General features: G+C 73.3%; 15 protein-coding genes. 8 read left to right on the forward strand and 7 right to left on the reverse strand.

Annotated features, from left to right (window positions below):
- Positions 1 to 24: 24 nt before the first annotated feature.
- The gene (locus FHX44_RS17580; RefSeq protein WP_147256780.1) at positions 25 to 288 is read left to right on the forward strand and encodes a hypothetical protein; all 264 of its coding nucleotides are present in this window, start codon (positions 25 to 27) and stop codon (positions 286 to 288) included.
- A gap of 51 nt (positions 289 to 339) precedes the next feature.
- Positions 340 to 1,158: a hypothetical protein gene (locus FHX44_RS17585; protein WP_147256781.1), complete on the forward strand. Its 819-nt coding sequence runs from the start codon at positions 340 to 342 to the stop codon at positions 1,156 to 1,158.
- Here FHX44_RS17585 and FHX44_RS17590 read toward each other — a convergent pair.
- Entirely contained in the window at positions 1,151 to 2,107 is a 957-nt protein-coding gene (locus FHX44_RS17590) for a helix-turn-helix transcriptional regulator (RefSeq protein WP_212612528.1), read from the reverse strand. The genes FHX44_RS17585 and FHX44_RS17590 overlap by 8 nt on opposite strands.
- A 110-nt stretch (positions 2,108 to 2,217) precedes the next feature.
- Here FHX44_RS17590 and FHX44_RS17595 point away from each other — a divergent pair, with 110 nt between their 5' ends.
- Positions 2,218 to 4,488 carry an excinuclease ABC subunit UvrA gene (locus FHX44_RS17595; protein ID WP_147256782.1) on the forward strand — a complete coding sequence of 757 codons (2,271 nt, stop codon included), beginning with the start codon at positions 2,218 to 2,220 and terminating at the stop codon, positions 4,486 to 4,488.
- 7 nt (positions 4,489 to 4,495) lie between these two features.
- Here the strand turns inward: FHX44_RS17595 and FHX44_RS17600 are convergent, their stop codons facing one another.
- Positions 4,496 to 5,131, reverse strand: coding sequence for an NAD(P)-dependent oxidoreductase (locus FHX44_RS17600; RefSeq protein ID WP_147256783.1), 636 nt, complete (start codon positions 5,129 to 5,131; stop codon positions 4,496 to 4,498).
- A 77-nt stretch (positions 5,132 to 5,208) separates the two neighbouring features.
- Here FHX44_RS17600 and FHX44_RS17605 point away from each other — a divergent pair, with 77 nt between their 5' ends.
- Positions 5,209 to 5,574, forward strand: a complete 366-nt coding sequence (locus FHX44_RS17605) for a winged helix-turn-helix transcriptional regulator (RefSeq protein WP_246170453.1) — start codon at positions 5,209 to 5,211, stop codon at positions 5,572 to 5,574.
- Here the strand turns inward: FHX44_RS17605 and FHX44_RS17610 are convergent.
- Positions 5,559 to 6,770 (reverse strand): aminoglycoside phosphotransferase family protein, encoded by a 1,212-nt coding sequence (locus tag FHX44_RS17610; RefSeq protein ID WP_170308942.1) that lies wholly within the window; start codon positions 6,768 to 6,770, stop codon positions 5,559 to 5,561. The two genes, FHX44_RS17605 and FHX44_RS17610, sit on opposite strands and share 16 nt — an antisense overlap.
- 63 nt (positions 6,771 to 6,833) lie before the next feature.
- Here FHX44_RS17610 and dinB point away from each other — a divergent pair, with 63 nt between their 5' ends.
- Positions 6,834 to 8,030 carry a DNA polymerase IV gene (gene dinB, locus FHX44_RS17615; protein ID WP_147256785.1) on the forward strand — a complete coding sequence of 399 codons (1,197 nt, stop codon included), beginning with the start codon at positions 6,834 to 6,836 and terminating at the stop codon, positions 8,028 to 8,030.
- Positions 8,031 to 8,071: 41 nt separating this feature from the next.
- On the opposite strand, the gene FHX44_RS17620 is transcribed toward dinB, so the two are convergent.
- Entirely contained in the window at positions 8,072 to 8,776 is a 705-nt protein-coding gene (locus tag FHX44_RS17620) for a class I SAM-dependent methyltransferase (RefSeq protein WP_147256786.1), read from the reverse strand.
- Between the two features lie 38 nt (positions 8,777 to 8,814).
- On the opposite strand from FHX44_RS17620, the gene FHX44_RS17625 reads away from it, so the two are divergent.
- Entirely contained in the window at positions 8,815 to 9,297 is a 483-nt protein-coding gene (locus FHX44_RS17625) for a GNAT family N-acetyltransferase (RefSeq protein WP_147256787.1), read from the forward strand.
- 109 nt (positions 9,298 to 9,406) lie between these two features.
- Positions 9,407 to 10,447, forward strand: a complete 1,041-nt coding sequence (locus FHX44_RS17630) for a DUF2332 domain-containing protein (RefSeq protein WP_212612529.1) — start codon at positions 9,407 to 9,409, stop codon at positions 10,445 to 10,447.
- A 26-nt stretch (positions 10,448 to 10,473) separates the two neighbouring features.
- On the opposite strand, the gene FHX44_RS17635 is transcribed toward FHX44_RS17630, so the two are convergent.
- The 3 genes from FHX44_RS17635 to FHX44_RS17645 all read right to left on the reverse strand — a co-directional run bounded on the left by FHX44_RS17635 (position 10,474) and on the right by FHX44_RS17645 (position 12,526).
- Complete coding sequence (locus FHX44_RS17635; protein WP_147256789.1) at positions 10,474 to 11,049, reverse strand: dihydrofolate reductase family protein; 576 nt, start codon at positions 11,047 to 11,049, stop codon at positions 10,474 to 10,476.
- Positions 11,050 to 11,093: 44 nt separating this feature from the next.
- On the reverse strand, positions 11,094 to 11,921 hold the full coding sequence (locus FHX44_RS17640) for a helix-turn-helix domain-containing protein (protein WP_147256790.1): 828 nt from the start codon (positions 11,919 to 11,921) through the stop codon (positions 11,094 to 11,096).
- 149 nt (positions 11,922 to 12,070) lie between these two features.
- On the reverse strand, positions 12,071 to 12,526 hold the full coding sequence (locus tag FHX44_RS17645) for a winged helix-turn-helix transcriptional regulator (protein WP_147256791.1): 456 nt from the start codon (positions 12,524 to 12,526) through the stop codon (positions 12,071 to 12,073).
- 88 nt (positions 12,527 to 12,614) lie between these two features.
- Between FHX44_RS17645 and FHX44_RS17650 the strand changes: the two genes are divergently transcribed.
- Positions 12,615 to 13,817, forward strand: a complete 1,203-nt coding sequence (locus tag FHX44_RS17650; RefSeq protein ID WP_147256792.1) for an MFS transporter — start codon at positions 12,615 to 12,617, stop codon at positions 13,815 to 13,817.
- Positions 13,818 to 13,837: the final 20 nt, after the last annotated feature.

Here is a 13,837-nt window from a genome sequence, read left to right on the forward strand (position 1 = left end):
AAACACCGAGAAGGGAATACCGCCGTGCTGCGGATGGGAGCGTTGGTCGTCGGCCTGGAGCTGGCGGCCTTGCTCGTGGCGTACGGGTACTTCGGGTGGCCGATCCTGGTGATCGGGGTGCCCGTGATCGTCCTCACGCTGATCGCGCTCCTGGTCGTCCGCGCTTCGGAGGCACCGCGCCGGAAGCTGGAGGAGCATCGGGCGTCCCGCTGGGACCCCGATGCCGCGCTCCCCGGCGGCCTGATGAGCGGCTTCTTCGAGGTCTCCAGGCAGCGTCCCCGGCCCTGACGCGAGCCCTGACCACGACCGGTCGCGGCCCAGTGAGGCATGCTGAACGCCGTGCTGGTGGGGATCCTGTTCGCAGCTGTTGCGATGGTCCTCAACAGCTGCGGGGCGTTGCTCCAGGCGGCCGGTGCCCGCCGGGCCACGCGTACCAGACCTGCGGCCGTTCAGCCGCGCTACCTCGCCGGGATGCTGCTGGACCTGGTGGCGTGGGGATGCGCCGTCATGGCGTTGCGGGTGCTGCCGGTGTTCGCGGTCCAGGCCGTGATCGGGGGCACGATCGCGCTCACCGCGCTGGTGAGCGCCCGGTTGATCGGGGCCCGGCTGCCGATGACCACGCGGCTCGCCGTCACCGGATGCCTCGCCGGCCTGGTGCTCGTCGCCGCCAGTGCGGGCAGCGAGCGACCCCCGGTGCACCGGCCGGGCGTCGACGTCGTACTGCTGGCGTCCGTTCTCCTGCTGGCGGTGGGCGTGCTCATCCTCCGGCAGGGCAAGCACGCTTGGCCGCTCGCCATCGCGTCGGGCCTCGGGTTCGGGGGCGGCGCCGTGTCGGTGCGCGCCGCGCACGTCCAGACCGGTGAGGGGCTCGACCTCGCGCTCCTGCTCGGGCAGCCCTCGACGTACCTCGTGGTCGGGTTCTGGCTGGTCGGCATGGTGGGCTACACGGCGGCGCTCTCCCGGGGCGAGGTCGGCGCGGTCACGGCGGTCTTCACGGTCACCGAGGTGCTCCTGCCGGGCATGGTCGGGATCTGGCTGCTGGGCGACCCCGTGCGGCCCGGCTGGGGCTGGGTGCTCGCGCTCGGGCTCGCGGCGGCCCTCGCCGGCACCGTCGTGATCGCGAAGGCCCCACCGTTGCGGCCGCGCCGCACTAGGTGACCGCGCGTCCCAGCCGGTCGCGCAGCCCCGCGCAGTACTCCGCGAAGCCCGCAGGCTCCTCGACGCGGAACTCGACGCCGAGGATCGCGGTCGTGACCGCCAGCCACTCGAACGAGTCGACCCAGGTCGTGTAGCGGCAGCGGTCGTCGTCGATCCGTTCGAGCGTGCCGTCCTGGTGCGCGAGGCGGTCGATCATCTGCCGGTACGGGGCGATGAAGGTCAGCACGGCGCGATGTCGCGGGGCCTTCAGCCTCGCGTCGAGGTAGGCGGCGGCCGACTCGGCGGGCAGCTCGCGGGGCGTGAACCGCTCGCCGGTGGTGCGGGCGCCCGTCACGCGGTCGAGCCGGAACGTCCGCCAGTCACCGCGGTCGAGATCCCAGCCCAGCAAGTACCAGCTCCGGTCGGCGAGCACCTGCCGGTACGGCTCCACCCGTCGTTCGGTCGGCTCCCCGTCCCGGGAGCGGTAGCCGAACACGAGCCGTTCGTGCTGCTCCGCGGCCGTTCCGACGAGGCTCAGCAGCCGCGTGCTCACCGCGGCGCCCGGGGCGGGCGCGGTCTCGGTGGCCCGGTGCAGGGCGGTGACCTTGCGTCGCAGCCGGGCCGGGAGCACCTGCTCCAGCTTGCGCAGGGCGCGGGACGCCGCGCCCTCCTCGTCGTCGATCCGGGTCCGGCCGCCCGCTGCGAGCCGCAGCCCGACCGCGATCGCGACGGCCTCGTCGTCGTCGAGCAGGAGCGGCGGCATCGCCGTGCCGGCCACCAGCTGGTAGTGACCACCCGGACCGGGTCGGGCCTGCACCGGGTAGCCGAGCTCGCGCAGCCGGTCGATGTCGCGGCGCAGCGTGCGCGGGCTGGTGCCGAGCCGGGACGCCAGATCAGCCCCGCTCCACGTGCGGCCGTCCTGCAGCGTGGACAGCAACGCGAGCATCCGTCGGCTCGGGTCTGTACCCATCTCGCCTCCGCTTCGCTCCGGCCCGCAAGCGCTCCCGGAGCTTTCGACACAGAACATCCAGGCATGAGATGTGGCCAGGATCTGGCCGCGATCGTTCGTAGCGTGACGGTATGGATGTCATCCGCGTGGTGGGCGCCAGGGAGAACAACCTGCGCGACGTCACCGTCGAGATCCCGAAGGGCAGGCTCACGGTCGTGACCGGGGTGTCCGGGTCGGGGAAGTCGTCACTCGTGTTCGACACGATCGCCGCGGAGTCGCGACGGCAGCTCGGCGAGATGTTCCCGGCGTTCGTGCGCAACCGGCTCACCCACCAGGGCCAGCCGGACGTGGACGTGCTGGAGAACCTCTCGGCCGCGATCGTGGTCGACCAGCGCCGCATCGGGGGGAACGCACGCTCTACGGTCGGCACCGCCACCGACATCGCCCCGTTGTTGCGGCTGCTGTACTCGCGCGTCGCGACGCCGCACGTCGGGTATTCGCCCGCGTTCTCGTTCAACGACCCGAGCGGGATGTGCCCGCGGTGCGAGGGGCTCGGATCGGTGGTCGACATCGACGTCGACCGGCTGGTCGACCGCGATCGATCGCTCGACGAGGGCGCCATCCGCATGTCGACCTTCCAGCCCGGCACCTACCGGTGGAAGCGGTACGTGCACTCGGGTCTCGTCGACCGCGCGAAGCCGCTGCGGGACTACCGCCCCGACGAGTGGGACGCGTTGCTGCACGCCGAGGAGATGACCCCGCCGAGCCCGGACCCCGAGTTCCCGCGTACCGGCACCTACCTCGGCGTCATCCCCCGGATCCGGCGCGACTACCTGGCGGGCGGGCACTCGAAGGTGCCGCGGCGCGTGCGCGAGGAGGTCGAGCGGCTGGTCACCCGCCTGCCGTGCCCGGAGTGCCACGGCGCCCGGCTGAACGCCGCCGCCCGCAGCGCGACGATCGACGGCCGCAGCATCGTCGACTGCGGCCGCCTCGAGCTCGGCGACCTGGCCGCGTTCCTGCGCACGATCGAGCTCCCGGTGGCGGCACCGATCGTGCGAGCCGTCGTGCACCGGCTCGACGCGCTCGTCGACGTCGGGCTCGGGTACCTGAGCCTCGACCGCGAGACCCCGACGCTCTCCGGCGGTGAGGCGCAGCGCATCACGATGGTCCGCCAGCTCGGCAGCAGCCTCACCGACCTCACCTACATCCTCGACGAGCCGAGCGCAGGGCTGCACCCGCACGACGTGGACCGGCTCATCGGGCTGCTGCGCCGGTTGCGCGACAAGGGCAACACCGTGCTCGTGGTGGAGCACGACCGGGACGTGATCGCCGCGGCCGACCACGTCGTCGACCTGGGCCCGGGCGCAGGCACCGCGGGCGGCCGGGTCCTGTACACCGGTGACGTGGCCGGGCTGACGCGCTCGGACACGGCCACCGGCCGGGCACTGCGCAGCCGCCCGGTGCTCAACCGCTCGCCCCGCAGGCCGACCGGTGAGCTGCGGATCGGGGGTGCGTCTCTGCACAACCTGCGCGACGTGGACGTGACGGTGCCGCGCGGGGTGCTCACGGTCGTCAGCGGTGTCGCGGGTTCGGGCAAGAGCACGCTGGTCACCGAGGTGCTGCCGCGCGTCCACCCGGAGGTGCTGGTGGTGGACCAGTCCCCGCCGCGCGGGTCCCGCCGCTCCACCCCCGCCTCGTACCTGGGGGTCCTCGATCCGCTGCGGGCAGCGTTCGCTAGGGCGAACGGCGTGCCCGCGGCCCTGTTCAGCCCCAACTCCGCCGGTGCGTGCCCGGTGTGCCGGGGCCGCGGCGTGATCGAGACCGATCTCGCGTTCCTCGATCCCGTCAGCACCGTCTGCGAGGCGTGCGGCGGTTCGCGCTTCTCGGACGAGGCGCTGCGCCACCGGCTGCACGGCCGCACGATCGCCGACGTGCTCGCCCTCACCGTCGACGAGGCGCGTGCGGTCCTGCCCGCGGTGCGGCCTGCGCTCGATCGCACGGTGGACGTCGGGCTCGGTCACCTGACACTCGATCGCCCGCTCACCACCCTCTCCGGTGGGGAGCGGCAGCGGCTGAAGCTCGCCGCCGAGCCCGCCGTCGAGGGTGGTGTGGTCGTGCTCGACGAGCCGACCGCCGGTTTGCACCCGAGCGACGTCGCGCGGCTGCTCGAGGTCCTGCACCGGCTGGTGGAGCGCGGCAGCACGGTCGTGGTGGTGGAACACGACCTCGACGTGGTCGCCCGGGCCGACCGGGTGATCGAGCTCGGACCGGGGCCGGGTCGCGAGGGCGGGCGGATCGTGTTCACCGGCACCCCGTGCGCCCTCGTGGCGCACGAGGCCTCGATCACCGGGCGGCACCTGCGGCGTGCGCTCGCCCCTGAACGATGCGGTGCCCGCCTCTGAGCCGGGGTCAGGGGCCCACGGCGACCATCGTCCGGTGGTGCCGCGGAGATTCCGCCTCGTCGACGAGGGCGACTGCGAGATCGGCGTAGGAGAACGACCCGGGTGACGGCACCAGTAGCGTCTGGCCGCCGGTGCGGTAGCGGCCGGTGCGGGCGGCGCTCTCGTCGAGGAACACCGGCGGCGGTGCGAGCACGACCCAGTCGATCGAGGCATCGGCGAGCACGTCGAGCTGGGCGACGTGGCCGAGCGCGAAGGCCCGGTGGTCTGCCGGGAAGGCCGGGTCGTCGAGCATGCGGTGGCCCGGCTCCACCTCCAACGCCGAGCCGATCCCCACGAGGACGAGCCGGGAGACGCCCACCTCGGTCAGCCCGGCCACCAGCGCCCGCGTCGCCGCCGTGTAGAACTCGACGGCCGGCACGTCGAGCCGGGCCGCCGCGGTGATCGCCGCGTCGTGCCCGGTGGCCGCCGCGGCCACGCTCGCCGGGTCCGTGACGTCTCCGCCGACCACCGTGATGCGCCGGTCCGCGAACCGGCTGTCCGGGGTGCGCGTCACGGCCGTGACGGCGTGCCCGCGCGCCGCGGCTTCCTCCACCACCCTGCGACCGGCCCGACCACCAGCTCCGAAGACCACGATCTTTCCCATGGGACGCACGCTAGGAGCCGGGTGGCCGGTTCCCGCAACGATAGTGGCCGCGACCAGCACGGACGTACGCTCGCCGCGTGCCCGAACCGCTCGACCCCGACATGTTCGCCTGCTGTGCCGACCACACCACGCTCCCGGTCCGGATCGGCGACAAGTGGACGGCGAAGATCCTCGTCTGCCTGCGCGACGGCCCGCGCCGGTTCTCCGAACTGCAGGTCCCGCTCGCGCCCATCACCCCGAAGGTCCTCACCGAGTCGCTGCGCGCGATGGAGCGCGACGGGCTGGTCACCCGCACCGCGCACCCCGGAATCCCGCCGCACGTCGAGTACGCCCTCACCGCGCTCGGCCGCTCGCTGTTCGCGCCGCTCGCCGCCTCGTGCGCCTGGAACGCCGCGCACGGCGAGGAGCTGCGGAAGGCCCGGGAGGCCTACGTGCGGCAGTGAGCGAGCGCCTCACGGATCTGGTCCGCCGGATCGCCTTCGTGGTAGCGCCGCTCGTCCGGCTCGATGCCGTCGAGGAACCGCTGGTAGGTGAGTGCGGCCTCGAGGTGCTGGACGGGCCGCACCAGCTCCGCGGCCCTGTCCGGGTCGCATCCGGGTACCGCGGCGCGCCACTCGGCCGCCCACAGTTCCGCGGCAAGCTCGGCCAGCGGGGCCGGTAGCCATCCGGCGAGCCGCAGAACGTCGCACGCGGGGTGGCCGCGGCTGCCTTCGCACCAGTCGAAGACGACGTGGCGCCGACCGTCGGAGCGCCAGTTGCCCGGGTGGAAGTCGCCGTGCAGGAGGGTCTCGGGCAACCCCGCGGCGGCGATCGCGGCCGCGCGGTGCGGCAGCTCGGCCACGACGCGGGTGAGCGCCTGCCGCTCGGCGGCGTCGAGCTCGCCGGTCACGTCCGGAGCGAGCAGGCGTTCGGCGCGGGCGGCGAGCGTGGAGACCCGGCGGTCGGGCAGAGCGGGCAGTGCGTGTCCGGCGAGCGCGGCCTGCACGGTGACGTACCGAGGCAACACCCCGCCGATCGTGGATGCGTCGGCATCCCAGCAGTCCCTGCCGGGCACGTCGGCCATCAACGTGCACCCGCCGTCGGTGGTGGAGGCCAGCACCGTGGGAACGAGGTCCGGGTCGTGCTGGGCCACGTAGCCGGCGGCCAGCGCCTCGGGCCCGAGGAACGGAGGCGTGCACTTGATCCAGACGGGTCCGGCCGTGGTGGGCAGCCGGTAGAGGCAGGAGAGGTTCCACGACTTCACCTGCACGGGTGGGCCGGTGAGCGGCTGCTCCAGCGCGCGCAGCTCGGCCGCCGCCCAGTCCAGCACCCGCGCAGGCCCGCCGGGCTCCGCCCAGCGCATCCGGTGCTCCTGCGGTGCGAGCACACCGGGATCGGGAGCCCCGTCCCATTCCGGTGGCGACGTCGGTGGGGTCAGCGCCTCGGCCACGTAGGTCACCTCGCCGCCGCGCATCCCGATGCCGGTGGCCGTGACCATGCGGAGCACGGCCGTGCGGGCGCCGAGCCGCCGATCCAGCTCGGCCGCGACCGGCTCGACGTCCGACCACCACGGGCTCGTCACCTCGAACGGGGGCAGCACGCCGAGGAGGGCGCCGTCGTGCACCACGAGTGCGCGCACCCGGCGACCGGTCGGTTCCACGAGCCCGATCCTCCCGTTGCGGACAACGGGTTTCTCGCGGTTGTCGGCGGTCGATGCGAACATATGTTCGTGCCTGGCGAGGCCTCCATCCTCCATGCCGATCTCGACGCGTTCTACGCCTCGGTCGAGCAGCGCGACGACCCGCGGCTGCGCGGGCGGCCGGTGATCGTCGGCGGGGGCGTGGTGCTGGCGGCCAGCTACGAGGCCAAGGCGTGCGGGGTGGCCACCGCCATGGGCGGCCGGCAGGCACTCGCCCTGTGCCCGCACGCGATCGTCGTCCCGCCGCGGATGTCGGCGTACTCGGCGGCCAGCAAAGCCGTGTTCGAGGTGTTCCGGCAGACCACGCCGCTGGTGGAGGGCCTGTCGATCGACGAGGCGTTCCTCGACGTCGGCGGCCTGCGCCGGATCTCCGGCCCTCCGATCGACATCGCGGTGCGGTTGCGCAGGGAGGTGCGCGAGCGCGTCGGCCTGCCGATCACCGTGGGTGTGGCCCGCACGAAGTTCCTGGCCAAGGTCGCGAGCGGGGTGGCCAAGCCAGACGGGCTGCTCGTCGTCCCGCCCGACGGGGAGCTGGCCTTCCTGCACCCGCTCGCCGTGGAGCGGCTGTGGGGCGTCGGTCGCATCACGGCGGCCAAGCTGCGCGAGTACGGCATCTCGAGCGTGGGTGAGGTCGCCGCGCTCCCCGAGTCCGTGCTGGTGTCCACGCTGGGTCGAGCGCTGGGCCGCCATCTGCACGCGCTCGCCCGGGGCAGCGACCCGCGTCCGGTCGTGGTGGGCCGCAGGCGCGGCTCGATCGGCTCCCAGCGGGCCATCGGGCGCGGCCCGCACACGCCGGAGAGCATCGACGCCGTGGTCGTCGGGCTGGTCGACCGCGTCACGCGCCGCATGCGGAAGGCCCACCGCGTGGGCCGCACCGTGATGCTGCGGTTGCGGTTCGCCGACTTCTCCCGCATCTCCCGCTCCCACACCCTCGCCCAGCCGGCGTCGGGCACCACCGAGGTGCTCGCCGCGGTACGCGCGCTCGTCGCCAGGGCGCAGCCGCTCATCAGGGAGCGGGGGTGCACGCTCGTCGGCATCGCCGTGGGCAACCTCGACGACGACGCAACGGTGCAGCTCGAGCTGCCGTTCGACGAGGGCGACGCCGATGCCCTCGACACCGCGCTGGACGAGGTGCACCGGCGGTTCGGCACCTCGGCGGTCACGCGGGCGGTGCTGCTCGGCCGCGACCAGGGCCTCACGGTGCCGCTGTTGCCCGACTGATCCACGGGGCCACTTCGCTGTCGTGCCGGCGGTACACCTGGTCAGTGGCGTGCGAGCAGCAGCGCGCCGCGTTTGGTCACCGGTAGCGGGAGCGGGCCGCGCGCCGCGACCGCGTCGGCGAGGCGGCCGGCGTCGTCCGGTGGCACGAACCGGGCGCGCAGGTAGTCCCGCACGGCGTCGCGGTCGGGGAGCGTCACGAGCGGGGCGTCCCACGCCTCGACGGTCACGGCGCCGAACACGGCCGCCACGATGCCGCCCGCGTTCTCGGCGTCGAAGGTTCCCGGCGTCGGCCGCCAGAACGGTGCCAGCTCGGGTGAGTCCGAGCGCGCCACCGTCCCGGCGACGAAGAGCCCGTCCGGTCTCAGGACCCTGCGCGCCTCGCGGAGCGCGACCGCCGGCCGGTCGAGGTGGTAGAGCACGTTGACCATGACTACCGCGTCGACGCTCGCGTCCGCCACCGGGAGGGCCGCGATGTCGCCGCGCACGACCGGTCCGTGCGCGCGGGCGGCCGCGACCATCGGGACGGCCGCGTCCAGCCCGATGACCTCCAGGGGGTAGCCGGCCGCGCCCGCGGCGAGGGCGCCGTCGCCACAGCCCGCGTCGAGCACGGTGGTGACGCCCGCCGCCAGGAGGTGCTCGACGATCCGGGCCTGCAGGTTCACCCCCGGCGCGCAGTGCGCGGCCGTCACGCGCATGCCCAGCCGATACCGCTCGGGGTCGGCGTCGTAGTCGCGCGGTTCCGGCATGCGTTGATCTCCGAGGGCTCTCTGGACACGATGAGGGTATGGATCGACCACGGGTGACGCTGCGCGCGATGACCGAGGACGAGTACCGCTCGTACGTCGACGAGGTGCAGGCCGCGGTCGTCGCGGAGCTCGTCGCGACGATGCCCGAGGAGGAGGCCCGCGCCAAGGCCGCCGGCGGGATCGCGCACTACCTGCCCGACGGTGTCGCCACCCCGAACCACACGCTCGTGATCGCCGAGGACGCCGCGGGCACGCCCGTCGGGAACGCGTGGGTGGGACCCGACCCGAACCGCGCCGAGGGTTCCGACGCCGCGTGGCTGTACGACATCAACGTCCACCAGCGCGCCCGCCGCAAGGGGTACGGCTCGGCGATCCTCGCCGAGGTCGAGGCGCTGGTCGTGCGCGACGGCAAGGCTCGCCTCGGCCTCAACGTCGTCGGCACGAACGAGGCGGCGATCGCGCTGTACCGCAAGAGCGGCTATGCCGTCGCGACGATTCAGATGTCCAAGCCGCTCCCGTAGGGGGGGCGCACCCCGAAACCCGGTCCGCAGGCTCCCTAGAATCGTCGGGTGCCGTGGCCGCCCGCAGGAAGCGCCGAACCCGGTGGGTAGGGCCCGCACACTCGCCCAGGTGTACCGGCGCTTCGGTGAGGCCGACGCCGCCGGAACGTCGCCGCTGTACGAGCGCGTCGCCGTCGCCCTGAGCGAGTCCGACGAGGCGCTGCGCGCCATCGAGGCGGCTCCTGCCCGCAAGCGGCACCCCGCGGTGATCCTCGCCGCGCTGCACGACCTCGCCCTCGCCGGACGCGCCCCGGCGCTCGCCGCCGCCTATGCCGCTGCGGACGGCGACGCCGCCGCGCGCGCGGCGATCGACACGCTGCTGCGGATGACCGAGTCGGTCGTGGCCGTCGCCGCGCGCCGGCGGCCGCGGACGGACGAGACCGGACGCTGCCCCGTGCTGTATCCGGCCATCGCCGAGGCGGCGCGCCGGGTGGGCGCGAATGCGGTCGGGCTGATCGACGTGGGCTGCTCGGCCGGGCTCAACCTCAACGTCGATCGCGTCGGCATCACCTACAGCAACAGACAGGTGCTGGGCGACCCGGCGTCTCCGGTGCAGATGTCGTCCTCGGTCGTGGGAGACCGGTCCATCCCGACGCGGGCGATGCCCGAGGTGGTCGCCCGGGTCGGCGTCGACCTCGATCCGGTCGACGTGACCGACGCGGACGAGGCCCGGTGGTTGCGCGCCTGCCTGTGGCCGGACCAGCCGGAGCGGGCGGCGCGGCTCGACGCGGAGATCGCGTTGGCGGCGACGGCCCCTCCGCTGCTGCTGCGAGGTGACGCCCTCGAGGTGCTGCCCGACGCCTTCGCCCGGGTGCCCGCGGACGCCCTGCCTGTCGTCACCACGACGTGGACGCTGTCGCGCCTCCCGCTCGAGAGCCGCCTGCGTTTCCTGCACCGCCTCGACGAAGCGGCGACCCGCCGGGCGGTGGCGTGGGTGTCAGCGGAGGGGGTCGGGGTCGCGCCGGCGATACCGACGCTGGGCGATCGCCGGGCCTCCGGCCACAGCATCATCGGCCTGGCGGTGTTCGACGCGTCGACCCTGCGCACCGAGGCCGTCGGCCGCTGCTGGTCGCAGGGCCGCTTGCTGGCGTGGCTGGCCGACTCCGACTGACCGTCGAGGCTGATGGGTCGACGCGATCACTTCCGGACCCGGAAGCGCAGGTGGAGCACCCGGTCGCCCTGGACGACCTCGTCGGGGTCCTCGAGCAGGACCTGCTTCGAGAGCCGGCCGAAGTAGCGCTTGCCCGTGCCGAACACCACCGGCACCACGTCGAGTGCGACCTCGTCGACGAGCCCGGCCTCGAAGATCTGCCCGCCGACGTCACCCGCCGCGATCGAGACGGTCCGGTCCCCGGCGAGCTCCTTGGCGAGGCGCACGGCATCGCTCACGTCGTCGACGAAGTGGAACGGCGCGGAGGTGTCCCAGCCATCGGGCGCCGGCCGGTGCGAGACGACCACGCAGTGGTCTCCCGCGGGAGGCCTGCCTCCCCAGCCGTCGGTTATGTCGAAGACGTGCCGGCCGACGACCAGCGCGCCGATCGCGTCCAGCATCGGCCGGTAGTAGTCGTAGGACCGCCCGGTGACGAGCGGGCCGTTCTCGTACAGCGGCCTGTCACCGGTCCCGAACCAGTCGAACAGCGGTCCCACCTGGTCGTCGTCCGTCGCGATGAACCCGTCGACCGACACGATCGTCTGCATGACCACCTTGCTCATGCCCCGATCCTGGCCGGCGTCCGCGCGAGCCGGCTTGTAGAAAATCACACGGGCGGCAGCGGCCCGACGTCGAGAGCGTTGTCGGGATGCTCGGCGGCGAATCGTCGGCGCAGGTCGAGGTACGCCGTGGGCGTGAGCCCGGTGAACCGCTGCAGCTCATGGGTGAAATGGGGCTGGTCGTAGTAGCCGGCCCGATGCGCGACCTCCGCCCAGTCGACGTCGCAGGCGGGGTTGATCGATCTGACGACCTCGGCGAAGCGGTACGTGCGCGCGAGGCGCTTCGGCGTGGTCCCCACCAGGTGCTTGAACCGCGCGGTGAGATGTGTGCTGCTGACGCCGGCCGCGTCGGTCAGCCTTGCGATGGAGAGGCTGCCCGCGCTCCGGCCGATCCGGGTGCTCGTGTCGTGCACCAGTCCGAGCCCGGCCACCGGCCTCGCGCGGGCCAGGAGCGCGGCTTCGAGGATATCCAGCATGGCCGCGGGTGTGGCGGCGTCATCGAGCCGGTCGGCCAGCTCCTTCGCAAAAGCGCCCCAGACCGCCTCGACCGGAACCGGCAGACCGAGCATCGCCGCCGGCACGCCGGTGAGCGGCACCAGCCCCCACGGCTTGAGGTGTACGCCGACCGACCTCGTGTTCCGGGGGTACTCGAAGGTCGTCCGACAGGCAGGCGTCGCCCACACGCACCCGTCCGCGAAGTCCTCGCTGCCGCCCGGGTGGGTGACCCGGAACGGGGCTGCGAGATTGATGATCACCAGCGCCGAGGGCATCGGGGGGATCGTGAGCCGTGGGTATGGCGGTGTGCCGGCGAGGTAGTAGAGGTCGTCCACGATGGAGGCCAGCGCAGGCGCCGGCGCCCGGGCGACGTACTCCATCCGTCGAGTATCACGGCGTCGGCACTGCCCCGCGAGCGTCCACGGCGCGGGCCGTGTCTGCACGGTTGGTGGGCCGGCTCCGCTGTCACCGTCTCTGCCCGCCGCGTGGGTGGCGGGTCTGCGAGTCCGACCGCGCAGAGGGCTGCGTGCTAACCGGTCTTCTGCACGCGGGTGGTGTCGGCGTCGAGGACGGTGCCGTCGGCGCCGGTCGGTGCGAACTCCGGAACCGGGGTGCCGTGCTGGTCGACGAGGGTGGAGTGGGTCTCGCCGGGGGCGAAGGCGTGGCGTTCTCCCCACTGTCGCAGCGTGAGGATGACGGGGAAGAGGTCGCGCCCGGCGTCGGTGAGCACGTACTCCTGGCGGCGGCCCGATGGTGCGGCGCGCTGGGCGAGTAGCCCGTGAGCGGTGAGCTTGCGGAGGCGGTCGCTGAGGATGTTGCGGGCGATGCCGGTGCGTCGCTGGAACTCGGTGAACGAGCGCGCCCCGTCCATCGCGTCGCGGACGACGAGGAGGCTCCACCTGTCACCGACGAGGTCGAGCGTGCGGGCCACGGGGCAGTCGGCGTCGGTCCAGGCGAGGTCCGGCGGGCGCGTGGCACGCGACATGACACCTCCCGATGAGTTGCGGATTGAAACCATCCTGCCGTACGGTCCGATTGGTTGCAAACTGCTACTGATTGGGAGTTGGACGGCGATGGGTGGGTGGCGGCGGTTGCTGCTCGCGGTGGTGTGCGGTGTCGCTGTGGCGAGCATCTACGCCGCGCAGCCGGTCCTGGAGCCGATGGGACGCGATCTCGGTGTGTCGGCAGCGCTCGCCGGGTGGATCGTCGCGGCCGGCCAGGTCGGATACCTGGCCGGGCTGGTCCTGCTGGTTCCGCTCGGGGACGTGGTCGACAGGCGCAGGCTCATCGCCGTGCACCTGGCGCTCACCGCGGGGGGCATGATCTTGACGGCCTCGGCGTCCGCCGCATGGGTGGCGTTCGCGGGGCTCGCCGCGGCCGGGGTGTTCGCGGTCGTGGTTCAGACGACGGTGGCCTACGCCGCGTCCGTCTCGCCGCCTGCCGAACGCGGACGGAACATCGGTGTCGTGACCTCGGGCGTCGTGGTCGGCATCCTCGGTGCGCGGGTCGTCACCGGCGCGCTCGCGCAGCTGTGGGGCTGGCGGAGCGTCTACGCCGTGCTCGCGGTGCTGTCGCTGGGGCTCGCGGCCCTCGTCCTCGTCGTCCTGCCGTCGGAGGGGCGCACGAACCGCACCACGGGGTACGGGCCGGCCGTCGTCTCACTCGGCGGGCTGTTCGGGCAGCGACTCTTCCTGACGCGCGGGCTCATCGCGTTCTTCCTGTTCGCATCGTTCGGAACCCTGTGGAGCGGACTGTCCCTGCCGCTGGCGGACCCGCCTTGGCAGCTGAGCGAGAGCCAGATCGGACTGTTCGGCATCGCCGGGCTCGCCGGCGCGCTCGGCGCGGCCCGCGCGGGACGGTGGGCGGATGCGGGACGGGCGGCCCCGGTCACCGGCCTCGCGCTCGGCCTGCTCATCCTCTCGTGGGCAGCGATCGCGCAGCTGTCGTGGTCGCTGTGGCCCCTCGTCGTCGGAATCGTGGTTCTCGACTTCGCCGTCCAGGCGGTGCACGTGAGCAACCAGCACCTGCTCACCGCCGCGCATCCGGATCGCACCAGCAGCGTCATCGGCGGCTACATGGTCTTCTACTCGCTCGGCTCCGCCCTCGGCGCAGTCGCGACCACCGCCGTCTTCACCGCCCACGGCTGGGCGGGCTCCAGTCTCCTCGGGGCCGGATTCGCGGCCTGCGCGTTGGCCGTGTGGGCGACCGGCAGGCGGCATCACGGGGCCGGGCAAGCGGTCCGCACCAGCTCCGCGACCGCTTGGTCCGTCACGTGATTGGAGTGGTCCCGGACCGA

This window comes from Pseudonocardia hierapolitana, assembly GCF_007994075.1.
Taxonomy (GTDB): Bacteria; Actinomycetota; Actinomycetes; order Mycobacteriales; family Pseudonocardiaceae; genus Pseudonocardia; species Pseudonocardia hierapolitana.